Genomic DNA, 23,266 nt, shown 5'->3' with positions numbered 1-23,266 from the left:
GTGGGTGCGTGCCCTGCCGGATGTGGCCATGAGCGCGAGCCCGTGGGTGCGGCGCGTGCGGCGGTCCGGCCGTCCGTCCGCGGGACGGCCGGTCCGACCGCCTCCTTATAGAGTTAGCGCATGGCCCCGAACCCCGCACACACCGCCCTCTGGCCCGCCCCGCACGCGAGCGGAGCCGTCGACGCTACGGTCCACGTGCCCGGGTCGAAGTCGGTCACCAACCGCGCCCTGGTGCTCGCCGCCCTCGCCTCGGAGCCGGGCTGGCTGCGCCGGCCGCTGCGCTCCCGCGACACGCTGCTGATGGCCGGCGCGCTGCGGGCGATGGGCGTCGGCATCGAGGAGACGGTGTCCTCCGCCTCCGGTGCGGGCGGCTCCGGTGAGGCCTGGCGCGTGATCCCGGCGGGGCTGCACGGCCCGGCGACGGTCGACGTCGGCAACGCCGGCACGGTGATGCGCTTCCTGCCGCCGGTCGCCGCGCTGGCCGACGGCCCCGTCCGCTTCGACGGCGACCCGCGTTCGTACGAGCGGCCGCTGCACGGCGTCATCGACGCGCTGCGCGTGCTCGGCGCCCGGATCGACGACGACGGCCGCGGCGCGCTGCCGCTGACCGTGCACGGCAGCGGCGCCCTGGACGGCGGCGCGGTGGAGATCGACGCCTCCTCGTCCTCCCAGTTCGTCAGCGCCCTGCTGCTGTCCGGCCCCCGTTTCAACCAGGGCGTCGAGGTCCGCCACGTCGGCGCCACGCTGCCGTCGATGCCGCACATCCGGATGACGGTGGACATGCTGCGCGCGGTGGGGGCCCAGGTGGACACCCCGGAGTCGGGCGGCGAGCCGAACGTGTGGCGGGTCACGCCGGGCGCGCTGCTCGGCCGGGACCTGACCGTGGAGCCGGACCTGTCGAACGCCCAGCCGTTCCTGGCCGCGGCGCTGGTGACCGGCGGCAAGGTGGTCGTCCCGGACTGGCCGGCCCACACCACCCAGCCGGGTGACCGGCTGCGGGAGATCTTCACCGAGATGGGCGGTTCCTGCGAACTCACGGACTACGGGCTGGTGTTCACCGGCTCGGGCGCCGTGCACGGCATCGACGTGGACCTGAGCGAGGTCGGCGAGCTGACCCCGGGCATCGCCGCGGTCGCCGCGCTCGCGGACTCGCCCTCGACGCTGCGGGGCGTGGCCCATCTGCGGCTGCACGAGACGGACCGGCTGGCCGCGCTGACCAAGGAGATCAACGAGCTCGGCGGCGACGTGACCGAGACCGCCGACGGACTGCACATCCGTCCGCGCCGGCTGCACGGCGGGATCTTCCACACCTACGACGACCACCGCATGGCCACCGCCGGTGCGATCATCGGCCTGGCGGTCGAGGGCGTCCAGATCGAGAACGTGGCCACGACGGCGAAGACCCTGCCGGACTTCCCCGATCTGTGGACCGGGATGCTCGAGGCGTAGGGCGCGGGGAAGAAGTCATGCGCCGCTACGGCAAGCACACCGACGAGGACGACATCCGCTCCCGGCCCAACCGCCGGGGCAACCGCCCGCGGACGAACATCCGCCCCAAGCACGAGGACGCCGCCGAGGGCATGGTGCTCACGGTCGACCGAGGACGGCTGACCTGCCTGGTCGACGGCCGCACGGTCCTGGCGATGAAGGCACGCGAGCTGGGCCGCAAGGCCGCCGTCGTGGGCGACCAGGTGGCCCTGGTCGGCGACCTGTCCGGCAAGAAGGACACCCTCGCGCGCATCGTCCGCATCGAGGAGCGCACCTCGGTCCTGCGCCGCACGGCGGACGACGACGACCCGTTCGAACGCGTGGTCGTGGCCAACGCCGATCAGCTGGCCATCGTCACCGCGCTCGCCGACCCCGAGCCGCGCCCGCGGCTGATCGACCGCTGCCTGGTGGCGGCGTACGACGGCGGGCTCGACCCACTGCTGGTCATGACCAAGTCGGACCTCGCCCCGCCGGACGAACTCCTGGAGCTCTACGGGGCGTTGGACATCCCCTACGTCGTCACCAGCCGGGAGGAGCTGGAGACCGGCGGCGCGGCGGACCGGGTGCGGGAGTATCTCGACGGGCGGGTCACGGCGTTCGTGGGCCACTCCGGCGTCGGCAAGACCACCCTGGTCAACGCGCTGGTCCCACCGGAGCGGCGGCGGACGACGGGGCATGTGAACGCGGTGACCGGCCGCGGCCGGCACACCACCACCTCGGCGCTCGCTCTGCCCCTGGCGGGCGACGACGGCTGGGTCGTGGACACGCCGGGCGTACGGTCCTTCGGGCTCGCCCACATCGATCCGTCCCGGGTCATCCACGCCTTCCCCGATCTGGAGCCCGGCACGGAGGGCTGCCCGCGCGCATGCAGTCACGACGAGCCGGACTGCGCGCTGGACGCGTGGGTCGCGGACGGCCACGCCGACCCCGCCCGGCTGTACTCGCTGCGCCGGCTGCTGGCCACGCGGGAGCGCACGGAAGGCGACTGACCGGCGCGCGGGACCGTTCGGTGACCTCCGCGTTGTTTGCGCCCGTCCCGGTCAGGCAAGTGCATAATCGCACCGAGCCGGAGCGGCCACGGAGACGCGGACACGACACACGGAGGACAGCACATGGCGTGGCTGCTGGTCATCGTCGCGGGAATGCTCGAGACCGGCTTCGCGGTGTGTCTGAAACTGTCCCACGGCTTCACCAGGCTCTGGCCGACCATCGCCTTCAGCTGCTTCGCGCTCGGCAGCTTCGGCCTGCTCACCCTGTCCCTGCGCAAGCTCGACGTGGGGCCCGCCTACGCGGTGTGGACCGGCATCGGGGCAGCGGGCACCGCCATCTACGGCATGGTCTTCCTCGACGACCTGGTGTCGGTGCTGAAGATCGTCTCGATCAGCCTCGTCATCATCGGCGTGATCGGACTGCAGCTGTCCGGCTCCTCCCACTGAAGCCCGCCGCCCCGAAGGCGGATCGGCGGGCCGCGGCTCAGCCCGGCGTCCGCCCGCGCAGCGCGCCGCGTACCAGTTCGGCGATCCCGCCCTCGCCCGGCGGCGCCGCCACGCACGACAGCGCCAGGCGGAACACCAGCTCGCAGGCGCCGGCCGGGTCGGCCGGACCGGCGCCGTCCGTCCCGGGCGCGCCCGGCGCGGACGCGAGGGCCACGGCGCGGTCGCGGACCGCCGCCAGGAGGTCGCCGGGCGCCGGCAGCGGGCCGTCCGCCCTGCGTTGCGCCGGCACGGCGGAGGAGGACGGCACGGCCGACAGCGGCGGCGCGGGCAGCCGTTCGCTCCAGCAGCCGGTGAGCATGGCCTTCACCAGCGCGTTCCGGCGGGCGGCGGAGGCGGTCCACTCGGCGGCCGCGGTCAGCCGCTCGTACGGGTCCGTGTGGCCTGCGAGCGCCCGGTCGACCCCGGCGAGGAAGCCGTCCGCCTCCCTCCTGACGAGCGCCCGCGCGAGCCCTTCCTTGCTGCCGAACTCGTTGTAGAGCGTCTGCCGGGAGACACCGGCCGCCGCGGCCACGTCCACCATCCGCACCGCCGACCACGGCCGGCGTGCCAGCGCGGTGTACGCGGCGTCCAGCAGGGATTCCCGCGCTGCGGGCATCGTCGCCTCCCCGGGCCGAACGGCTCCGACCCCAGATTTGGCGCGCCCGCGGGGACTGTCAAGGGTCTCCGGACGCACCCGGGCGCATTCCGCGTGCCGCGCGGCCCGTCCGTGCACCGGCCTCCCCGCGCGCGCCCCGGCGGCTCCGTGCCGCGTCCGGGCGCGGCTCCCGCCGCGCGTCCTCGTGGTCCCGCGCCCCGCCCCCGGTAGCCCCCCGCCGCACCGGGCGGATACGGTTCCCCCATGCCCGACTACCTCGATGACCTGCGTCTGGCCCACGTCCTCGCGGACGCCGCGGACGCCGCCACCATGGACCGCTTCAAGGCCCTCGACCTCAAGGTCGAGACGAAGCCGGACATGACCCCGGTCAGCGAAGCGGACAAGGCGGCGGAGGAACTGATCCGCGGCCAGCTCCAGCGCGCCCGTCCCCGTGACGCGGTCCTCGGCGAGGAGTACGGCGTCGAGGGCACCGGCCCGCGCCGCTGGGTGATCGACCCGATCGACGGCACCAAGAACTACGTGCGCGGCGTCCCGGTGTGGGCCACCCTGATCTCGCTGATGGAGGCCGGGGAGGGCGGCTACCGGCCCGTCGTCGGAGTGGTCTCCGCGCCCGCCCTCGGGCGCCGCTGGTGGGCCGCCGAGGGACACGGCGCCTTCACCGGCCGCAGTCTGTCCCAGGCGTCCCGGCTGAAGGTCTCGCAGGTGGCGCGGCTCTCGGACGCGTCCTTCGCGTACTCCTCGCTCAGCGGCTGGGAGGAGCAGGGCCGGCTGAACGGCTTCCTGGACCTGACCCGCGAGGTGTGGCGGACCCGGGCCTACGGCGACTTCTGGCCCTACATGATGGTCGCCGAGGGCTCGGTCGACTTCTGCGCCGAACCCGAGCTGTCGCTGTGGGACATGGCGGCCAACGCGATCATCGTCACGGAGGCCGGCGGCGTCTTCACCGGCCTCGACGGCCGTCCCGGCCCGCACAGCGGCAACGCCGCCGCGTCCAACGGTCTGCTGCACGACGAGATGCTGGGATATCTCGGCCGGCGCCACTGACGCGATGCCGGGGTGTCTCGGCCGGCGCCACCGACGAGATACCGGGTTGTCTCGACCAGCGCCGCCGGGGAATGAGAGACGCCCGCGCACGCCCCCAACCGGCCGCGCGCGCCCTCTTGTTGACCCTTGCTTTGCCTGCGACTCTGGGAGTCCCCCCACTTGTGAACTCGTGAATCCATGAACCGAGTGGATTCCATGAGGAGGTGGCTCCATCCCATGCTCGTCCGCGACGCCATGAGCACGGTGGTCCTCACCATCGGCCCCGCGCACACCCTGCGGCAGGCAGCCGCCCTGATGTCCGCACGCCGCGTCGGCGCCGCCGTGGTCCACGACCCCGACGCCGGCGGCATCGGCATCCTCACCGAACGGGACATCCTCAACTCCGTCGGCCTGGGCCAGAACCCGGACACCGAACACGCCCACGCCCACACCACCACCGACGTCGTGTTCGCCGCGCCGTCCTGGACCCTGGAGGAGGCGGCCCGCGCCATGACGCACGGCGGTTTCCGCCATCTGATCGTCCTCGACCGCGGCGAACCGGCGGGCGTCGTCTCGGTCCGCGACATCATCCGCTGCTGGGCGCCCGCCCGGCAGCACGCGGCGCGGGTTCCCGCCTGACCGGGCGGGGTGACGGCCGGGACCGCACGGGCGCACGACAACGGGCCGGGCCCCGAAGGGCCCGGCCCACTGCCGACGACAAGCGGTCCAGTGCTGGAATCAGCCGCGCAGGGCCTGGACCGCGGCGTCCAGCCGCTTGCCGAAGTCGCCGTCCGCCTGGCGGAAGTTGTTGATCGCGCGCTCGACGATGTCCTCGCGCGAGACCTGTGAGAGGGCGCCCGCCAGGTTGCCGATCAGGCGGTCCTTCTCCTCGTCCGTCATCAGCCGGTACAGGTCGCCGGCCTGGACGAAGTCGTTGTCCTCGGCGTGCAGCGGCGCCTCGTGGTCGCCGGTGACGCCGGAGACGGGGACCGGCTGCCACAGCGGCCGGTCCGTCTGGAACGGGCCGCCGAAGCTGTTCGGCTCGTAGTTCTTCGCGCCCTTGTGGCGGCCGTCGTACAGGTAGCCGTCACGGGAGTTGGTGCGCGCCTCGGTGGCGTGCGGGCGGTTCACCGGCAGGTGGTCGGCGTTGATGCCGACGCGGTAGCGGTGGGCGTCGCCGTAGGCGAAGAGGCGGCCCTGGAGCATCTTGTCCGGGGACGGGCCGATGCCGGGCACGAAGTGCGCCGGGGAGAAGATCGACTGTTCGACCTCGGCGAAGACGTTCTCCGGGTTGCGGTTGAGCTCCAGCTTGCCGATCTCGATGACCGGGTAGTCCGCGTGCGACCACACCTTGGTCAGGTCGAACGGGTTGAAGCGGTAGGTCGCGGCTTCGGCGGCGGGCATGATCTGCACGCCGACGGTCCAGGACGGGAACTCGCCGCGCTCGATCGCCTCGCGCAGGTCGCGCTGGTGCGAGTCGGGGTCCTTGCCCGCGAGGACGTCCGCCTCCTCGGCGGTCAGGCACTTGATGCCCTGGCCGGTCTTGAAGTGGTACTTGACCCAGAAGACCTCGCCGGCCTCGTTGTTCCACTGGTAGGTGTGCGAGCCGAAGCCGTCCATGTGGCGGTACGACGCCGGGATGCCGCGGTCACCGAAGAGCCAGGTCACCTGGTGCGTGGACTCCGGGGACAGGCTCCAGAAGTCCCAGACGTTGTCCGGCTCGGTCGAACCCGTGTAGGGGTCGCGCTTCTGGGTGTGGATGAAGTCGGGGAACTTGATGGCGTCCTTGATGAAGAACACCGGGGTGTTGTTGCCGACGAGGTCGTAGTTGCCCTCCTCGGTGTAGAACTTCAGCGCGAAGCCGCGCGGGTCACGGACGGCGTCCGCGGCGCCGAGGTTGCCGGCCACGGTGGAGAAGCGGAGGAAGGTCTCCGTCTGCTTGCCGACCTGGGAGAGGAACTTGGCGCGCGTGTACCGGGTGACGTCGGCCGTCACCGTGAAGGTGCCGTAGGCGCCGGCGCCGCGGGCGTGCACCACGCGCTCCGGGATGCGCTCGCGGTTGAAGTGGGCGAGCTTCTCCAGCAGGAGCTGGTCCTGGACGAGAACCGGGCCGCCGACACCCGCGGTCTCGCTGTTCTGGTTGTCGGCGACCGGAGCGCCGGCCTCCGTCGTGAGCGGTCCCTGGGTCACGTCGCCTCCTGCTTGCACGTTCGTCTGATCCTGTCGCTTGGCCAAAGCCATGCTCGATCCTACAATGGACATTGTCTAAGTCAAGTGAAGCTCCAAAGTCACACTCGTTCGGGATCTGTTCCCCTTGCTGTTAGGCTGGTGGGTATGAGCGACCTTCTGGAACGGCTGCGCGGACGCGGATGGCGGATGACCGCGCAGCGCCGCGTCGTGGCCGAGGTCCTGGACGGCGAGCACGTGCACCTGACCGCCGACGAGGTCCATGCGCGCGCCGTGGCGAAGCTGCCCGAGATCTCCCGGGCGACCGTGTACAACACGCTGGGCGAGCTGGTCACGCTGGGCGAGGTGCTCGAGGTCAGCACCGACAAGCGCGCCAAGCGGTACGACCCCAACGCCCACCGGCCGCACCATCACCTGGTCTGCGCCGGCTGCGGCGCGATCCGTGACGTCCATCCGAGCGGCAATCCGCTCGCCGACCTCCCGGACACCGAGCGCTTCGGCTTCATGGTCTCGGACGTCGAGGTGACGTACCGCGGGCTCTGCCCGAGCTGCGCGTCGGCCTGACGCACCCGAGAAGCCCCGGCACCGAAGGGTGCCGGGGCTTCTCGGTGCGCCGACGAGCACGGGCACGTCCGTACGCGTCCGTGCGTCCGCCCACCGGCCACAAAAACCGAGGGCCGGAATCCTGATCGGATTCCGGCCCTCGGCCTTCAGTAGCGGGGACAGGATTTGAACCTGCGACCTCTGGGTTATGAGCCCAGCGAGCTACCGAGCTGCTCCACCCCGCGTCGATGAATAGAACACTACGTGGTCGACGGGCCCTGAAGCAAATCGCTTCGGACGACCCGCCATACGGCCCGAGGGCGCCGGGCGACACGGGGGTGTCGCCCGGGTGCCCACGTCAGGCGGACGCCGCGTCGCCCGAGCGCCGGAGCGCCCGGGCGGTGGTTCACGCCGACAGTTCCTCGCGCAGCGCGTCCCGGAGGCGGGTGGCCCTCTGGGCGACCTCGCGCGGCCCGAGAGCCGCGGCCCGGTCCGCCCAGCGCTGTCCTTCGGCCAGTTCCCCCCGGCGCGCGTAGACGAGGGCGAGGCGCAGCGCCGCCCGCCCGTGTCCGGCGTCGGCGGCCCGGGTCCACCACACCGCCGCCTCCGGCTCGCTCCCCTCCCGGGCGAGCAGCAGTCCCAGGTTGAAGGCGCCGTTGCGGGACCCGGCCTCCGCCGCGGTGCGGTACCACCGCGCCGCCTCGACCACGTCCCCCCGGGCCGCGGCGAGCATGCCCACCCGAACCTGCGCCCGCCGGTGCCCCTGGGTCGCCGCCCGCTCGTACCACTCCTCGCACTCGGTCTTCTCGTGGACCGCCGACTCCCCGAGCTCGTGCGCGGGCACGGGCGGCCGCCGGGCGTCGAGCACGGTCGCCAGCCGGTAGGCGGCCTCCGCGCTGCCGCCGCCGGCCGCGCACCGCAGATGCCGCTCGGCCTCCTGCTCGTCCCCGGCGCGCAGCCGGGCGATGCCCACCTGGAGCGCCGCCTCCGTGTGCCCGGCGGCGGCGGCCCGCTCGTACCACCGCAGGGCCTCGGCCGTCAGGTCACGGCCCGCGTAGAGGATCCCCAGGTTGAACGCGGCGTCCACGCTCCCGGCCTCCGCGGCCTTGGAGAACCACGGCTCGGCCCCGGTCGTGTCGCCGCCCTGGAGCAGCAGCACGGCCAGCGCGTTCGCGGCCTCCCGGTGGCCGGCGTAGGCCGCGCGCCGGTACCACTGCTCGGCCTGCGGGGTCCGCCCCTGCTCGGCGCAGAGCAGGGCCAGGTTGTAGGCGCCGTTCACGTCGCCGGCGTCCATCGCCGCCCGGTACCACCGCTCGGCGGTCTGCGTCTCGCCGCGCTCGGCGTGCAGCGCGCCCAGCGCGTTGGCGGCGTTGCCGTCGCCGTCCTGGGCGGCGCGCAGCCACCACACGGCGGCGCTCTCGGTGTCCCCGGCGTCGCGCAGCAGGAAGCCGAGCGCGCAGGCGGCCCGCGGCTCGCCGTCCTTGGCGGACGTCAGGTACCAGCGGCCGGCCTCCTTCAGTTCCCCCCGCTTCTCCAGGATCGCGCCGAGGTGCAGCGCGGCCCGCCGGTGGCCGCGCGCGGCGGCCTGGCGGTACCACTGCTCGGCCTCCGCCTGCGGGTCGGCGCCGTCGCCGTCCGCGGGGCCGTCCTCGGCGGCCCTCCGGTCCAGCGCCCGGGCCAGCCGGTACGCCGCCTCACGGTGCCCGCGTTCGGCCGCGACCCGCATCCAGCGCTCCGCCCCGGGGTCCGCCCGGTGCTCCAGCAGGTCGGCGAGCGCGTAGGCGCCGAGCACGTGCCCCTGCTCGGCGGACTGGCGCAGCCAGTACTCGGCGGCGGGCTCGTCGCCGCGCTCGCGGTGGTGCCGGCCGAGCGCGTGCGCGGCCGGGGCGGATCCGGCGACGGCGGCGATCCGCCACCAGCCGGCCGCCTCGTCCGGGTAGCCCCGCTGCTGGAGCAGGACGCCCAGGTTGTTGGCGGCGGCGCGGTCGCCGGCCGCGGTGGCGGCCCGCAGATGGGGTTCGGCTCCGTCGAGGTCCCCCCGGCGCAGCAGCATGGCGCCGAGGACGCTCATCGCCTCGGCGTCCCCGGCTTCGGCGGCGAGCCGGCGGCGCGCCAGTTCGGCGACCTCGTCGGCGGCGGCGCCGCTCTCGTCCCGGACCCCGTCCACGATCTCCACGGGGTCGGCGGCCTGTGCAAATCGCCCTGAATCGAACAGAGTTACCTTGTCCCCCATAACGTCCATCGTCGCACCACCCGCAACCCGGGTACACCTGGTATACCGCAGCCAGTGAGGTCACTTCAGCGTTTTGTCGACATGCCCACAGAGAGACAAGTCAAACACAGATCGCCCAACTCCCCACCACGGCGCGGCGGTCCACACGTCGGAACATCCGTTCGCCCACGAACGGAAGGCCCGGATCCGCGTGGGATCCGGGCCTTGCGTCCAGCAGCGGACGATCAACCGCCGCTCTTGCCGTCCCCGGCGCCGCTCGCGGCTCCCTCAGCGCCGCTCTTCCCGTCCCCGGAACCGGACTTGCCGTCCTGGGAACCGCTCTTGGCGTCCCCCGAGGCGCTCTTGTCGCTCCCGGAGCCGTTCTCGGCTCCCGCGCTCGCTGCCTTGTCCGCCTCGGCCTGTGCCTTCTCCGCACGCGCGAGGGCGGCCTGAAGGTCCTTCTGGGCCTTGTCGTACGCCGCGAAGTCGGGCACCTTCAGCGCCTTCTGTCCCTCGTCGAAGGCCTTCTGGGCGTCCTTGAGCGCCTGCTCGACCGTCGGATCGCCCGACGTGGGCGGATTCGTGGTGCCGGTGCCGCCGTCCGGTGGCGTGGTCTGCGCGCCCGAGGCCCCGAAGACCTTGTCGAGGGCCTTGTCGAGCGTGTCCTCGAACGCGGTGGCGTGACCGAAGGTCACCAGGACCTTGCGCATCAGCGGGTACTTGAGCTGACCGCGCACGTAGACCGGTTCCACGTAGAGCAGTCCGCCGTCCAGCGGGATCGTCAGCAGGTTGCCGTACTCGATCTCCGAGTCGCCGCCTCTGATGAGCTTGACGAACTCGGCGATGTTCTGCTGCGAGTTGGAGTTGAACTGGCTCTGCACCTGTTTGGGCCCGCCGACCGTCGTGCTCGCCGGCAGCTTCAGGATTCTGATCTTGCCGTAGTCGGGGGTGCCGGCCTGGGAGTCGACCGCCATGAACGCGCTCAGGGTCTCCCGGCCGTTCGGGGTGAAGGTCGTCGTCAGCGAGAACGCCTGCGCGTCCTGGTCGGGCATCTTCATCGTCAGGTAGTACGGCGGCACCGCGTTGCCCGACTTGGTGGTCGGGTCCTCCGGCACCTGCCACACCTCGCTGCCGCTGAGGAAGGTCTGCGCGTCCTGCACGTGGTAGCGGGTGAGCAGTTCGCGCTGGACCTTGAACAGGTCCTGCGGGTAGCGCAGATGGGCCATCAGGTCGGAGGAGATGTCCGACTTGGGCTTCACCGTTCCCGGGAACGCCTTCATCCAGGTCTTCAGGACCGGGTCCTCTGCGTCCCACTGGTACAGCTTGACCTCGCCGGTGTAGGCGTCGACGGTCGCCTTCACCGAGTTGCGGATGTAGTTGACCCGGTTCTGCTGGGCCACCACCGCGCGCTGGTCGTTGTTGTAGGTCAGCGAGTCCGCGGTGGTGTCGCCGAGCGTCGTACGAGAGGCGTACGGGTAGCCGTTCGTCGTCGTGTAGGCGTCGACGATCCACTGGATGTGGCCGTCCACCACCGCCGGATAGGCGTCGCCGTCGATGGTCAGCCAGGGCGCCACCGCCTCGACGCGCTCCTTGGGCGTGCGGTTGTACAGGATCCGCGAGCCGTCGCCGATCGCGCCGGAGTAGAGGATCTGCGGCTCGCCGAACGCCAGCGCGTACGCGGCCCGGTTGAGCGTGCTGGACAGGCTGACGCCGCTCTTGCCCTGGTAGGTGGTGGTCGCCTCGCCGTCGCCCGCGGGGTAGTCGATCTCCTTCTGGGGCCCGCCGACGATCGAGTAGGTGGTGGTCTTCTCGCCGTAGTAGACCCGCGGTTCGTACGTCCCGAGGTCGCCGGTGGTCGGTACGTTCTTCTCGGTGAAGACCGGCTCGCCGTTGCTCGCCTCGGTACCCTTGGCCGCGACCAGGCCGTAGCCGTGGGTGTACCGGAAGTGCGTGTTGATCCAGTTCTTCTTGACGCCGTCCAGGTTCAGCTCGCGCAGTCCGACGACCGTGTCCTGGACCTTGCCGTCCTTGGTGGGGTAGCGGTCCACGTCCAGGTTGGCCGGGAAGGCGTAGTAGCCCCGGATCTGCTGGTTCTGCTGGAACGTGGGCGAGACGATGTTGGGGTCGAGTATGCGGACGCTCGCCGTCTTGCCGACCTCGCCGCGCAGCGTCGACTTGTCCTTGGTCCTGCTCGTCCCGTCGTACCCGGACACCTTGGTGTCGTCGATGCCGTACGCCTCACGCGTCGCCTCGATGTTCTTCTCGACGTACGGCGCCTCCTTGGCCTGCTCGTTGGGCTGGACCTCGAACTTCTGGACCAGCGCCGGGTACAGGCCGCCGATGAGGATCGCCGAGAGCACCATCAGGCCGAAGCCGATGACCGGCAGCTGCCAGGTGCGCCGCCACAGGGTGGCGAAGAACAGCAGGGCGCAGATGACCGCGATGCAGAACAGGATCGTCTTGGCCGGCAGATAGGCGTTGGCGTCGACGTACCGGAGGCCCGTCCAGTCGCCGGTCGCCTTGAAGTCGCTGGACTTGACCGCGAGTCCGTACCGGTCGAGCCAGTACGCGACGGCCTTGAGGGCGACGAACACGCCGAGCAGCACCGACAGGTGCCCGGTCGCGGCGGCCGTGGCCCGCGGGCCGGGGCTGGTGACCCGCAGCCCGCCGTACAGGTAGTGGGTCAGCGCGGCGGCGATCAGGGACAGGACCGCCGCGGCGAAGCCGAAGCCCAGCAGGAACCGGTACCAGGGCAGGTCGAAGGCGTAGAAGGAGATGTCGAGGTGGAACTGCGGGTCCGTCTTGTGGAACGGGACGGCGTTGACCCACATCAGCCAGGTCCGCCACTGGCCGGCGGCGGAGGCGCCCGCGACCAGGCCCACCAGGACGGTGACAGCGCACAGCAGCCACTTCTTGTACGGCGCGATGCCCATCCGGTAGCGGTCGAGGTTCTGCTGCTCCATCGACATGGCGCTCAGCGGGGGCCGCAGCCGGTGCGCGAGCCAGACGTTGAAGCCGACCGCCGCCGCCATCAGCAGGCCGAAGACGAAGAACAGCCCGACCTTGGTCGACAGGGTGGTGGTGAAGACCGACGAGTACTTCACCGACCGGTACCACAGCCAGTCCGTCCAGAAGCCCGCGAACATCGTGAACGCCATGCCGAGGACGGCCAGGACGCCCAGTGTCGTCAGCAGGATCCGGGCCCGCCGGGACGGGCGGCCGACTCTGATCCGCGGCCCTGTGGGGCCTCCGCCACGGTCCGGCATCTGGAAAGCCAAGGTGCGCACCTCGAAAGTTCGCTGTTGGTCACTGTCGTCTGCGTCAGGCCCCCGTGTTCGCGGGCCCCACGGTGCGCCCTCGGTTCCCGGGCCCACACCTATGCAACTTACTCACCGTTTACTCGGTTCCCGATTCCGGCCGGTAACGAGGCAGGATTGTGACCATGTCCAACACTCCCATGGCAGCGAACCCCCTCACCCGGGCCGTGCTCGAGATCGACGAGTACGCCTCCGGCCTCGGCTGGGACCAGCCCGCTCGCCTCTTCGCCCTCGTAGACACCGCGCGGCTCAGGACCCAGGAACCCGCCCTCGCGGCCCAGCTCGGACTGGAGGACGAGCAGGAGACCACCGGTCTCACCCCGATCGAGCAGGACGAGATCCCGTCGAACCAGCCGCTCGACGAGTTCCTCGCCACGATCGCCTGGCCCGACGCCGTGGTCGGCTGCGCGCTGACCGTGGAGCGCCTGATGCTGCCGCCGTCCGCGGAGGCGCAGGTCCCGCAGGGCCTGAACGAGGCGAAGCTCGCCAGGTGGGTGGCCGACCACCCCGAGCGCCAGGAGGTCCGCATGACGGTCGCGGTCCTGCGCGACGGCGCCCGGGACTCGGCGCTGCGCCTGCGCGAGAAGGACTCCGCCACGGAGGTCCTCACGGGCTCCGGACTGGTGCCGGGGCTGGCGGACGCGCTGGCGGCGACGTTCGAGGACTGAGGCGCGGCCCGGGGCCCGTACCGCGGGCCCCGGGCACGCCCGCCGGGCCGCTCAGCCCTTGGCGGTGCACTTCGGCAGGTCGGCGGTCCTCCCCGAGCTGATGTCCTTGAGGGCGCCGAGGGCGTCGTCGATGGTCTTCACCTTGACGAGGGTGAGTCCGGAGGGGGTGTCCGCGGCGGCGGCCGCGCAGTTGTCGGCGGGCGTCAGGAAGTACTGGGCGCCCTTGTCGCGCGCGCCGACGGTCTTCATCTCCACGCCGCCGATCGGGCCGACCTTGCCGTCGTCGTCGATCGTCCCGGTGCCGGCCACGAACTTGCCTCCGGTCAGGCTGCCCGGGGTGAGCTTGTCGTAGATGCCGAGCGCGAACATCAGGCCCGCGCTGGGGCCGCCGACGTCGGCGAGCTTGATGTCGACCGTGAACGGGAACGTGTGATCGGTCCCGGCGGAGATGCCGACGATGGCGCGCTCGGCCCCGCTGTCGTCGGACTCGACCGTGGTGAGGGCGACGTCCTTGGTGACGGTCGCCGTCTTGTTCTGCTTCGCGGCGGCGGCCTGGTCCTTGGCCGGGACGATGGTGAAGACGACCTTCTGCCCGGGCTTGTGCCGGGTGACCAGCCGGGCGACGTCGGAGGGCTGCTTGACCGCGGTGCCGTCCACGGCCTTGATGACGTCACCGGCGTGCAGCCTGCCCTGGGCCGGGCTGCCCTTGACGACGGTGGAGACGATCACCCACGACTTCACCGGGATGCCGAGTTCCTTCAGGGCCGCGACCTTGGCGCTCTCCTGGGACTGGCTGAACTCCTCGGCGTTCTCCTGGGTGGACTGCTCCTCCGTCTTGCCGTCGGGGTAGAGCGTGTCGTGCGGGACGATCTTGTCGTCGTGCGCCAGCCAGCCGTAGACGGCCTCGACGAGGTTCATCCGGTAGTCGGCGCTGGTGACCCGGACGGTCGTCATGTTGAGGTGGCCGTCGGTCGGATACGTCTTGTGCCCGGAGATCTGCAGCACCGGCTCGCCGCCGTGCTCGCCGAGAGTGTTGACCGTCGGTCCCGGGGACATCTCCGAGTACGGCACGGGGAGGAAGACCCCCGCGCACAGGAGCGCGATCAGCATCAGGGTGGAGGCGAGCATCGTCGCGGTGCGGCGTGGCATGACTCGACAGTACGGGACGGGCCTGTCGGCGCACCGTCAGGGCCGCCGTCCGCTGACCCGCCTCACGTGCGGGACGTGGACCTCTCCATGGCCTCGCGGAACCGGGCGTACCCGTCCAGCTCGGGGCCGTCGCTGCGCACCTTGCGGGTGCGGTTCGACCAGCTCCCCCACAGTCCGGCGGCTATCGCAGCCACAAGCGGAATCAGCAACCAGGCGAGCGCCGCCATGCCGACCTCCCAACACCGATCGAGCGACCGCTACTGACTGATCAGCAGATTAACCATTCGCAGTGACAACGCTCATGCCCGGGGGGCGGTTACGCAACCGGAGGTACGGCGGGACTCACCCGCGGGTGTCTCAGCAGGCTCCCACCCACTCCTCGGTGCCGTCGGAGAACCTCTGGTGCTTCCAGATCGGCGCCTCGTGCTTGAGGTCGTCGATCAGCTTCCGGCAGGCCTCGAAGGCCTCCCCCCGGTGCGGGCACGACACGCCGACGACGACGGCGAGGTCCCCGACCCGCAGGTCCCCCACCCGGTGCACCGCGGCGAGCGCCCGCACCGGGTACTGGGCGACGACCTTCTCGGCGATCCGCCGCATCTCGGCCTCGGCGCTCGGGTGGGCGGAGTACCCGAGCTCGTCGACGTCGGCGCCCCCGTCGTGGTCGCGCACGGTGCCCACGAAGAGCGCGGTGCCGCCGGCCGCGTCGTCCCCGAGGAGCTTGAAGACCTCGTCCAGGGAGAGCGGGGTGTCCCGGACGGCGATCAGCTTGATGGGGTCGTCGGCCGCGTACTCGCCCGGGTGATCGTTGCTCGGTGCCATGCCCCCATCGTGCCGCACGCCCGCGCCACCCCGAAATGGCACTATCGCCCGGCACACACGCGTGCGCCTTTGTGAGGTCCTACAGGGATGCCCGGCCCGTCCGGCGTTCGGGGGACGAGGCCGTTCGGGCCGACCGCGGGGGTCCAGGTGCGGCAGCCTCCCGGGGGCGGGACGGGCAGCGGCGTCGGGACGGACAGGGGAGGCCGGGGCGGGCAGGGGAGGCCGGGGGCGGAACGAGGCCCCCGAAGGCCCCTGAGCGCCCTCAGATCCGCCGCCGGGCCTTCCGGGCCCGCCGCACCACGGCCGCGGCGCCCAGCAGCGCCACCGTCGCCCCGGCCGCCCCCGCCGCCGTCGCGTCCTTGCGCCCCAGCCGCCGCCCGGCCACGGTGTGCCGTCCGGAGACCTCCTCCAGCAGCTCCGCCAGCACCTCCTCGTTGGTCCACCTCGGCCGCCACCCCGCGTCGTGCAATCGGCTCCCGCTGACCACCCACGGGTACATCGTGTACGCCAGGTCCCCCGCCGGCGACGGCGTCAGTCCGATCCGGTGCAGCCGTGCCGCCGCGCCGAGCGCGACCGCCGACGGCAGCTCCATCCGCCGGATCCCGCTGAGCTCCTCGACCTCCTCCTGCTCCAGCCACCCGTCGCAGCCCACGGCCAGCTCCCCGTCGACCTTCTCCAGCACCGCGTACTCCAGCGCGCCGCACAGGTCCTCCACGTGACAGAACTGCCACGCGGGCCGCGACCCGGCCACCACGAGCAGCCGCGGCGACTCGAAATACCTGGTCAGCGCGGTGTCGGTGCCGCCGCCGACCAGGACGGCCGGGCGTACCACGGTGACGTTCAGCCCGGGGTGCGCGCGCGGAGCGCGGCGGGCCAGCCGCTCGACCTCCAGCAGGTCTCCGACCCCGGTCGCCTCCGCGGTCGCCCGCAGCTCCGCGTCCTCGGACAGCGGCAGCTCGTTGTCGGGCAGCGCCCCGTAGACCATCGCGGAGGTGCACAGGACGACCCGGTGCACACCGGCCGCCGCGGCGGCGGTCAGCACGGTCTGCGTCCCCCGGACGTTGTACGCCGTACGGGCGGCGGCGTCGGTCTCCAGGTCGAGGTCGAGCGCCAGGTGCACCACGACGTCGGCGCCGCGCAGCTTGTCGGCGATCGCCGGATCCCGCACGTCGAGGATGTGCCAGCGCGCGGCCGCGCACTCGCCGCGCCGCTCGTCGATGGCGATGACCTGCCTGATCTCGTCGGACGCGGCCAGCCGCTCGGTGAGCAGGGCGCCGACCCCGCTCGCGGCTCCGGTGACCGCGACGACGGGTCCGCGCACGGCGGGGGTGCTCTCGTGGTTTCGCGCTGCGCGAACCTGTGGATCTGGGGAACTCACCGGGCGTCTCCAGCGGTTGTCTTCCATACGGGCGCGAATGACGCGTACGTACCAGGTGGCATCCATCCTGCCGCAGGCCTTCTGTCGGCGAAGCACCGAGGCCCGAACCGCTCACGGTGTCTACGCTGGGTGGTGATGTCGGGCAGCCGCGCCGCCGGAGAGAACCGGTGGCCTTACCAGCCGAGGAACCCCGTGAGTGACACCCCATTCGGATTCGGCCTTCCGCCGGAGGAGCCGGACGACGGCGACGAGGGCAAGAAGAAGGACCAGCAGAGCGGTGGTGGGCAGGGACCGGCCAACCCGTTCGGTTTCGGGCTGCCCGGGGCCGGAGGCCTTGGCGGGCCCGGCGCCGACAATCCGCTCGCTGCCATGTTCGGCTCGCTGAACCCCACCGACCTGGGCGCCGCGTTCCAGCAGCTGGGCCAGATGCTCTCCTACGAGGGCGGCCCGGTGAACTGGGACATGGCCAAGCAGATCGCCCGCCAGACGGTCGCCCAGGGCACCTCGGACGGCACCAAGGACGCGAGTGTCGGCCCCGCCGAGCGCTCCGCCGTCCAGGAGGCCGTCCGCCTGGCCGACCTGTGGCTGGACGACGTGACGTCCCTGCCCTCCGGCGCGGCCTCCGCGGTGGCGTGGTCCCGCGCGGAGTGGGTCGAGGCGACCCTGCCCGCCTGGCAGGAGCTCGTCGACCCGGTCGCCGAGCGCGTCGGCGCCGCCATGGGCGATGTGCTGCCCGAGGAGATGCAGGCCATGGCCGGCCCGCTGATCGGCATGATGCGCTCCATGGGCGGTGCCATGTTCGGCACGCAGATCGGGCAGGCCGTCGGCGTGCTGGCCGGCGAGGTCGTCGGCTCGAGCGACATCGGCCTGCCGCTCGGCCAGGCCGGCCGGGCCGCCCTGCTGCCGGTGAACATCGAGAAGTTCGGCAAGGACCTGGGGGTCCCCCAGGACGAGGTGCGGCTGTACCTGGCCCTGCGCGAGGCCGCCCACCAGCGCCTGTTCGCGCACGTGCCGTGGCTGCGCTCGCACCTGTTCGGCGCGGTCGACGGGTACGCGCGCGGGATCAAGGTCGACACCGCGAAGCTGGAGGACGTGGTCGGCCAGTTCGACCCGCAGAACCCCGAGCAGCTGCAGGACGCCCTCCAGCAGGGCATGTTCCAGCCGGAGGACACTCCCGAGCAGAAGGCCGCCCTGGCCCGTCTGGAGACCGCTCTGGCGCTCGTCGAGGGCTGGGTGGACGCGGTGGTGCACGCCGCCGCGAAGCCGCGTCTGTCGTCCGCCGACGCGCTGCGCGAGACGCTGCGGCGCCGTCGCGCCTCGGGCGGACCGGCCGAGCAGACGTTCGCCACGCTGATCGGCCTGGAGCTGCGTCCGCGCCGGCTGCGCGACGCCTCCCGCCTGTGGGCCTCGCTCACCGACGCGCGCGGGGTGGAGGGCCGCGACGCCCTGTGGGCCCACCCGGACATGCTCCCGACGGCCGCCGACCTGGACGACCCGGACGGCTTCGTCCACCGCGAGCAGCTGGACTTCTCCGAGCTCGACAGGATGCTCGGCGAGGCGGCCGGAGGCTCCGGCCCCAAGCCCGACCTGCGCAAGAAGGACACGGCCGAGGACGGCGAGGGGGACGACGGCGAGACCCGGGGCGACGACGGCGAGGGCGACGGCGCCGAGTGAGCCTCTACGACGACACGGTCCTCGTCCTGAAGGGGTACGAGGACCAGCCGGAGCTGCGTCAGGCCTATCTGGACCACCTGGCGGTCCACGCGGACGGCCTGTGGAAGTCCTGCGGGGCCGGGCACATCACGGCGAGCGCCCTGGTGGTCGACCCGGAGGGCGGCCGGGTGCTGCTGACCCTGCACCGGAAGATGCGGATGTGGCTGCAGATGGGCGGCCACTGCGAGCCGGACGACACGACGCTCATGGCCGCCGCGCTGCGCGAGGCGACCGAGGAGTCGGGCATCGAGGGGCTGGCCCTGCTGCCCGGCGGTCCGGTCCGCCTGGACCGCCATCACACGCCGTGCGCCTGGCACCTCGACGTCCAGTACGCGGCACTCGCCCCGCCCGGGGCCGTCGAGGCCATCAGCGACGAGTCCCTGGACCTGCGCTGGTTCCCCTACGACACGGTCGCGGAGGTGGCCGACGACTCGGTCGTCCACCTGCTGACGGCGACTCGCGCGAGGCTCTGACCACGCAGACGTGAGTGAGGGGTGGCCGCCAAGGCGGTCACCCCTCACCTCCACGCGGTCCACGGCGCGCCGGGCTCAGCTCCAGGCGTTCCCCTGGTTCTGCCCCCGCGCCCCCTGCTGCCCCATGCCGAACTGCGCGGCGATCCCCTGCCCGACCACCGCGTTCTGCGGCGGCAGCAGCTCACTGGGCTGGACGAGCGCGTAGCCGCTGCCCATGAAGCTGAGCTCCCAGCCCTCGCCGGTGTTGCCGCGCCGCCGCCACACTCCGGAGGAGTGCGTCTGGGCCTGCATCTGCACCCGCAGACCGGTGGACCAGGCGACGATGGCGTCGGCGTCGCAGTTGACGTACTTGTCGGGCGTCACCTGCATCAGCAGCGGCGCGCCGGAGGTCATCAGGGCCACCTTGCCGCGCCCGGTGATGTTCAGCTGGTACTTCCCGGAGCCGGAGATGCCGTACACGCTGTCGACAGCGATGACCTCGTGGTGCAGCGAGGAGTCCATCGCCAGCACATAGCTGCTGTCCACCGTCAGACCGTCCTGCTCGACGTCCATCACATGGACGTACTGGGCGAGGTTGGCCAGGAAGACCGTGCCCTGCCCGTGGCAGCGCATCAGGTCCAGGCCCTCGCCGGTGCGCGCGCGGGCGTAGGCCTGGCCGGTGTTCTGGTACTCGGCGTCGAACTCGACGAGGCCCTGGTAGGCGACCATGGTGCCCTTGCGGGCGAGGATGTCGTCGTGGCCCTCCAGGACGACGCGCAGCATCTGCTTGTTCTGCAGGCTCCAGCGCTCCTGGGTCTGGGCGTCGTTGAAGGCGAAAAGCGGGCTCTGCATGGTGTTCTTCTCCCCCTCAGCCCCGGAACCGGAGGCGGTCGGTGCTGTCCTCGCTGGGCTGCACCACGACGATGCCCGTGCCGGAGAACGCCATCTGGTAGGCCTCGCCGCTGCCCCGGCCGATCAGGGACTGCGCCTTGAAGCTGCGCTTGCCCTTCACCTTGAGGTTCGGCGACCAGGCGACGAGGGCGTCCGGGTCGACGTACGTCTCGTTCTCGCCGCCGCCGCAGTCGACGACGATCGGCTTGCCCCGGGAGGTGAGCGCGACCCAGCCCTGCCCGGAGATCTTGGTGTTCCACAGACCCTGGCCTGCGAACTTCGCCAGTCCCTTGACCCGCTCGACGCCCCACTGGAGGCTCGCGTCGAAGGCCAGGAGGTTGGTGGCGTTCACCGAGATGGCGTCGCCGCCCAGGTTGACGACGACGACGTCGGCTCCGTAGTCGGCGAGGTAGAGCAGACCGTCGCCGGTGCACTTCATCAGGGGGGCGCCCTCGCCGGTGATCCAGTCGCGGGCGATCTGGCGCACGGCCGGCGGGTTGGGCTCGTACTGGATGAAGCCTTCGTAGGCGACCATCGACCCCACGCGCGCGAAGAGGTCGTTCCCGGTCTGCATGGCGACCTTCAGCATGTGGTTGCCGTGGTTCTCCATGCGGGCCGTGACGGGTGCGGGGGCGTAGCCCGCGAGCGGCTGGTTCATGACGGGCTCCCCTAGACCTCGTAGGGCTGGACGACGACGAAGTTGCCGGGCGCCGCCCGGAACTGGAGGTTGACGCCTTCGCCGGTGTGTCCCGGGTAGGCGTTGCGGCGCATGCGCACCTGGCTGGAGACGATCACCTGAGCCGCGGCCGACCAGGCGACGACGGCGTTGGAGTCGACGAACGTCGTGGGCGTCACGGGCAGCACCACGGGCGTGCCGTGCGTCTTGACGACGACGGTGCCGGTCCCCTGGAACTGCATGGTGAACAGGGCTCCGCCGGGGATGCCGTGCCCCTCGATACGGCGGACCTCGTACTGGAGGCTCTCGTCGAAGGCGAGGACGTTCTCCGCGGAGACGCAGATCGCGTCGCCCTGCAGCTCGACCGGGTGCAGATGGGTGGACTCCTCGGCGAAGAACACCTGGCCCTGGCCGGTGCAGCGCATCAGCTGCATCTCCTGGCCGGTGGCGTTGCCGACGATGCGGCCGGCGAAACCCGCGCCCTTGTAGCTGAAGTCGACCTTGCCCTGGTAGAGCACCATGCTGCCCTGCCTGGCCAGCACGGGCCGGCCGCCGATGCCGAGGTCGGCGCGGATCAGCTTGCCGTTCTGCGGGGTCCAGCGCTGACCGGTCGGCGTCTCCTTGAACCTCTGCAGCGCGGCGGCCACGCCGGTGCCCTGGGGAGCGCCCTGCGGGGTGCCGTAGGGCGCGGTCTGCCCGGGGACCTGCCCGTACGACGACGGCTGGCCGTAACCGGGAGGCGGCGTGGGCTGGCCGTGACCGGGCGGGGGCGTGGGCTGACCGTAACCGGGCGGCGGCGCGCCGGGGCCGGGCGCCTGGTGGCCGTACGGCGGCTGCTGGCCCGGAGGCCCGTAGGGCGCGGGGGCCGGCGGGGGCGGCGGGACGGTGCCGCCGGCGGGCGGGGTCATCGGCGCGATGAGCGTCGGCGCGGCATGCACGGACGGCATTGGGGGTGAGGGCGGCGGGGTGGCTCCGGACGGCGCGTAGCCGTGTACGGCGGGCTGCGGCGCGGGCGGGGCCGGGGCGGGCGCGGGGGGTCCGGACGGCGCGCCGAACGACGGCGGCGCGGCGGCCTGGGCGGGCGGGGCGAAACCCGGGGCGCCGCCGGTCCGCGGCTGCTGCGGGGCCTGCGCCGGGGCGGGGGCCTCCTCCTCCAGGACCTCGCCGCCGAAGTTCTTCAGCAGCGCCTCCAGGCCGCCGTCGAACCCCTGGCCGACAGCGGCGAACCGCCACACGTCCTTGAGGTAGATGTCGCCGAGCATCACGGCGCGTTCGGTGGAGAACTCCGACCCGCTGAACGCGTACCGGGCCACTTCCTCGCCGCCCGCCACGATGCGCAGGTACCCGGGGCCGATCTGCGACATCTGTCCGGCGCCGTCGACCGTCGCCGTGAAGGAGAGCTTCCGGATCTGCGGCGGGATCCGGTCGAGGGTGACCCTGAAGGACTCCGTGTCGCCGGCCTGGGCGCCCAGTAGCTGAATGGACTCCTCGGGGGACTTCGGCTGGTTGAAGAACACGAAGTACCGGTCGTCCGAGAGCCGTTCGTCGGCGTCGAGGCCGAAGCAGCTGATGTCGAAGGTCAGTCCGGGGGCGGAGATCTGCACGCCGACGTACAGATCCGTGCCCGCGGTCAGGTCACTGATCCTGGCCTTGTGGCCGCGTTGGAATTCCCTGGGCATGCGTGAGGACCGTCCCCCATCCCGAGTGCGAGTTCGTTGCGCCAGGCTAACGGCAAACGCCGACACCGGGCCGAGTCGGTACAGACCCGGTACACAATCCCGCCCGGCGGCGTGCGGCGGCCCGGGAAGCCGCGCCCAGGCGGCCCGGGGCCCCTCACTCGTCGCGTGCGCCCGGCAGGTGCGGCAGGCGGCTCGCGGCCGCCACCCCTTCGAGGTAGCCCCGGGCCCGCTCGGTGCGCGGATAGGACTCCAGCAGCCGCCAGAAGCGGGGGCCGTGGCCCGGGACGAGCAGATGGGCCAGCTCGTGCAGCAGGACGTAGTCGACGACGTACTCGGGCATGCCCTGCAGGCGGTGCGACAGCCGGATGCTGCCCTCCGCCGGGGTGCACGAGCCCCAGCGGGTGTTCTGGTTGGTGACCCAGCGCACCGAGGCCGGCCGGGCGCGGTCGTCGAGGTACTGGGCCGACAGCCGCTCGGCCCGCTCGGCCAGTTCCCCGTCGCCGAGCGCCCGCCGGCTCTCCTGCGCGGCCAGCTTGTCGAGCATGACGGTCACCCAGCGCCGCTCCTCCGCCTCGGACATCCGGGCGGGGATGAGCACGATCGTTCGATCGCCCTCGCGGTACGCGGAGACCGTCCTGCGGCGGCGGTCGCTCCTGCGCACCTCGATCGCGCTCGCCGCCGAGCCGCTCGGCGGCGGGCTCGTCTTGCTGCGCTGCGGGGCCTTGGCGCGGTGCAGTGGGTCGGCGGACACGCCCCGACGTTACCGGGTGTAGCGGGGGAAGTCCCGGGTCCCGGACCGTTCCACACCGATCCCCCACCGACCGTCTGATTCGTACGACGAATACCCCGTGCCTGTGGACAACTTTCGGCACCGATTCGCCGGGGCGGGCATGCTGGCTCTCGTCGGCGGAGCGATGACCGGCTCGCCGGCGCACCGGGACGTTCCGTGAGCCTCTCGCGGCTCCGGGTCGTCCCCTCGT

The 23,266-nt window shown here is 72.1% G+C and carries 21 protein-coding genes and 1 tRNA gene; 9 read left to right on the top strand and 13 right to left on the bottom strand.

Going from position 1 to position 23,266, the window contains the following annotated elements; translation table 11 throughout:
- Positions 1–120 precede the first annotated feature (120 nt).
- The 3 genes from aroA (at position 121) to ACH5A8_RS27500 (ending at position 2,924) form a co-directional block, all read left to right on the top strand.
- Positions 121–1,449 carry a 3-phosphoshikimate 1-carboxyvinyltransferase gene (aroA, locus tag ACH5A8_RS27510; protein ID WP_399006318.1) on the top strand — a complete coding sequence of 443 codons (1,329 nt, stop codon included), beginning with the start codon at positions 121–123 and terminating at the stop codon, positions 1,447–1,449.
- Positions 1,450–1,466: 17 nt separating this feature from the next.
- Positions 1,467–2,477 carry a ribosome small subunit-dependent GTPase A gene (rsgA, locus tag ACH5A8_RS27505; RefSeq protein WP_399006316.1) on the top strand — a complete coding sequence of 337 codons (1,011 nt, stop codon included), beginning with the start codon at positions 1,467–1,469 and terminating at the stop codon, positions 2,475–2,477.
- A gap of 123 nt (positions 2,478–2,600) precedes the next feature.
- Entirely contained in the window at positions 2,601–2,924 is a 324-nt protein-coding gene (locus tag ACH5A8_RS27500; protein ID WP_399006314.1) for a DMT family transporter, read from the top strand.
- Positions 2,925–2,961: 37 nt separating this feature from the next.
- Here ACH5A8_RS27500 and ACH5A8_RS27495 read toward each other — a convergent pair whose 3' ends face one another.
- Positions 2,962–3,579, bottom strand: coding sequence for a TetR/AcrR family transcriptional regulator (locus ACH5A8_RS27495; protein ID WP_399006312.1), 618 nt, complete (start codon positions 3,577–3,579; stop codon positions 2,962–2,964).
- A gap of 243 nt (positions 3,580–3,822) precedes the next feature.
- On the opposite strand from ACH5A8_RS27495, the gene hisN reads away from it, so the two are divergent.
- Both hisN and ACH5A8_RS27485 read left to right on the top strand, forming a co-directional pair.
- Positions 3,823–4,623, top strand: coding sequence for a histidinol-phosphatase (gene hisN / locus ACH5A8_RS27490; RefSeq protein WP_399006310.1), 801 nt, complete (start codon positions 3,823–3,825; stop codon positions 4,621–4,623).
- A 216-nt stretch (positions 4,624–4,839) separates the two neighbouring features.
- On the top strand, positions 4,840–5,241 hold the full coding sequence (locus ACH5A8_RS27485) for a cyclic nucleotide-binding/CBS domain-containing protein (RefSeq protein ID WP_399006309.1): 402 nt from the start codon (positions 4,840–4,842) through the stop codon (positions 5,239–5,241).
- A gap of 99 nt (positions 5,242–5,340) precedes the next feature.
- Here the strand turns inward: ACH5A8_RS27485 and ACH5A8_RS27480 are convergent, their stop codons facing one another.
- Positions 5,341–6,792, bottom strand: a complete 1,452-nt coding sequence (locus ACH5A8_RS27480; protein ID WP_399006308.1) for a catalase — start codon at positions 6,790–6,792, stop codon at positions 5,341–5,343.
- Between the two features lie 144 nt (positions 6,793–6,936).
- Here ACH5A8_RS27480 and ACH5A8_RS27475 point away from each other — a divergent pair, with 144 nt between their 5' ends.
- A complete protein-coding gene (locus ACH5A8_RS27475; RefSeq protein ID WP_399006306.1) occupies positions 6,937–7,353 on the top strand; it encodes a Fur family transcriptional regulator in 417 nt (138 codons plus the stop codon).
- 150 nt (positions 7,354–7,503) lie between these two features.
- Here ACH5A8_RS27475 and ACH5A8_RS27470 read toward each other — a convergent pair.
- From ACH5A8_RS27470 to ACH5A8_RS27460, 3 genes are all read right to left on the bottom strand, one after another.
- Positions 7,504–7,577, bottom strand: a tRNA-Met gene (locus ACH5A8_RS27470).
- A 161-nt stretch (positions 7,578–7,738) separates the two neighbouring features.
- Positions 7,739–9,574, bottom strand: a complete 1,836-nt coding sequence (locus ACH5A8_RS27465) for a sel1 repeat family protein (protein ID WP_399006304.1) — start codon at positions 9,572–9,574, stop codon at positions 7,739–7,741.
- Positions 9,575–9,789: 215 nt separating this feature from the next.
- Positions 9,790–12,810 (bottom strand): UPF0182 family protein, encoded by a 3,021-nt coding sequence (locus ACH5A8_RS27460; RefSeq protein ID WP_399006586.1) that lies wholly within the window; start codon positions 12,808–12,810, stop codon positions 9,790–9,792.
- 176 nt (positions 12,811–12,986) lie between these two features.
- On the opposite strand from ACH5A8_RS27460, the gene ACH5A8_RS27455 reads away from it, so the two are divergent.
- Complete coding sequence (locus ACH5A8_RS27455) at positions 12,987–13,529, top strand: PPA1309 family protein (protein ID WP_399006302.1); 543 nt, start codon at positions 12,987–12,989, stop codon at positions 13,527–13,529.
- Positions 13,530–13,580: 51 nt separating this feature from the next.
- On the opposite strand, the gene ACH5A8_RS27450 is transcribed toward ACH5A8_RS27455, so the two are convergent.
- From ACH5A8_RS27450 to ACH5A8_RS27435, 4 genes are all read right to left on the bottom strand, one after another.
- Positions 13,581–14,678: a PDZ domain-containing protein gene (locus tag ACH5A8_RS27450; protein ID WP_399006300.1), complete on the bottom strand. Its 1,098-nt coding sequence runs from the start codon at positions 14,676–14,678 to the stop codon at positions 13,581–13,583.
- Positions 14,679–14,740: 62 nt separating this feature from the next.
- The gene (locus ACH5A8_RS27445) at positions 14,741–14,872 is read right to left on the bottom strand and encodes a hypothetical protein (RefSeq protein ID WP_399006600.1); all 132 of its coding nucleotides are present in this window, start codon (positions 14,870–14,872) and stop codon (positions 14,741–14,743) included.
- A 163-nt stretch (positions 14,873–15,035) separates the two neighbouring features.
- Positions 15,036–15,497 (bottom strand): molybdenum cofactor biosynthesis protein MoaE, encoded by a 462-nt coding sequence (locus ACH5A8_RS27440; RefSeq protein WP_399006298.1) that lies wholly within the window; start codon positions 15,495–15,497, stop codon positions 15,036–15,038.
- Between the two features lie 262 nt (positions 15,498–15,759).
- Positions 15,760–16,875 carry an SDR family oxidoreductase gene (locus ACH5A8_RS27435; protein WP_399006296.1) on the bottom strand — a complete coding sequence of 372 codons (1,116 nt, stop codon included), beginning with the start codon at positions 16,873–16,875 and terminating at the stop codon, positions 15,760–15,762.
- A gap of 192 nt (positions 16,876–17,067) precedes the next feature.
- Between ACH5A8_RS27435 and ACH5A8_RS27430 the strand changes: the two genes are divergently transcribed.
- Together ACH5A8_RS27430 and ACH5A8_RS27425 are read left to right on the top strand one after the other, a co-directional pair.
- Positions 17,068–18,549, top strand: coding sequence for a zinc-dependent metalloprotease (locus ACH5A8_RS27430; protein WP_399006294.1), 1,482 nt, complete (start codon positions 17,068–17,070; stop codon positions 18,547–18,549).
- Complete coding sequence (locus ACH5A8_RS27425; RefSeq protein ID WP_399006292.1) at positions 18,546–19,061, top strand: NUDIX hydrolase; 516 nt, start codon at positions 18,546–18,548, stop codon at positions 19,059–19,061. The genes ACH5A8_RS27430 and ACH5A8_RS27425 overlap by 4 nt, the downstream gene beginning before the upstream one ends.
- Positions 19,062–19,136: 75 nt before the next feature.
- Here the strand turns inward: ACH5A8_RS27425 and ACH5A8_RS27420 are convergent, their stop codons facing one another.
- The 4 genes from ACH5A8_RS27420 to ACH5A8_RS27405 all read right to left on the bottom strand — a co-directional run bounded on the left by ACH5A8_RS27420 (position 19,137) and on the right by ACH5A8_RS27405 (position 23,037).
- Entirely contained in the window at positions 19,137–19,892 is a 756-nt protein-coding gene (locus tag ACH5A8_RS27420; RefSeq protein ID WP_399006290.1) for an AIM24 family protein, read from the bottom strand.
- Positions 19,893–19,908: 16 nt separating this feature from the next.
- Positions 19,909–20,589, bottom strand: coding sequence for an AIM24 family protein (locus tag ACH5A8_RS27415; protein ID WP_399006288.1), 681 nt, complete (start codon positions 20,587–20,589; stop codon positions 19,909–19,911).
- 11 nt (positions 20,590–20,600) lie between these two features.
- A complete protein-coding gene (locus tag ACH5A8_RS27410) occupies positions 20,601–22,286 on the bottom strand; it encodes a TerD family protein (RefSeq protein WP_399006286.1) in 1,686 nt (561 codons plus the stop codon).
- Between the two features lie 154 nt (positions 22,287–22,440).
- On the bottom strand, positions 22,441–23,037 hold the full coding sequence (locus ACH5A8_RS27405) for a M48 family metallopeptidase (RefSeq protein WP_399006284.1): 597 nt from the start codon (positions 23,035–23,037) through the stop codon (positions 22,441–22,443).
- Between the last annotated feature and the right edge of the window lie 229 nt (positions 23,038–23,266).

It is taken from the genome of Streptomyces sp. NPDC018610, from assembly GCF_044391765.1.
In the GTDB taxonomy this organism is placed as follows: Bacteria; Actinomycetota; Actinomycetes; order Streptomycetales; family Streptomycetaceae; genus Streptomyces.
This window is presented reverse-complemented; position numbering and strand designations above follow the sequence as displayed.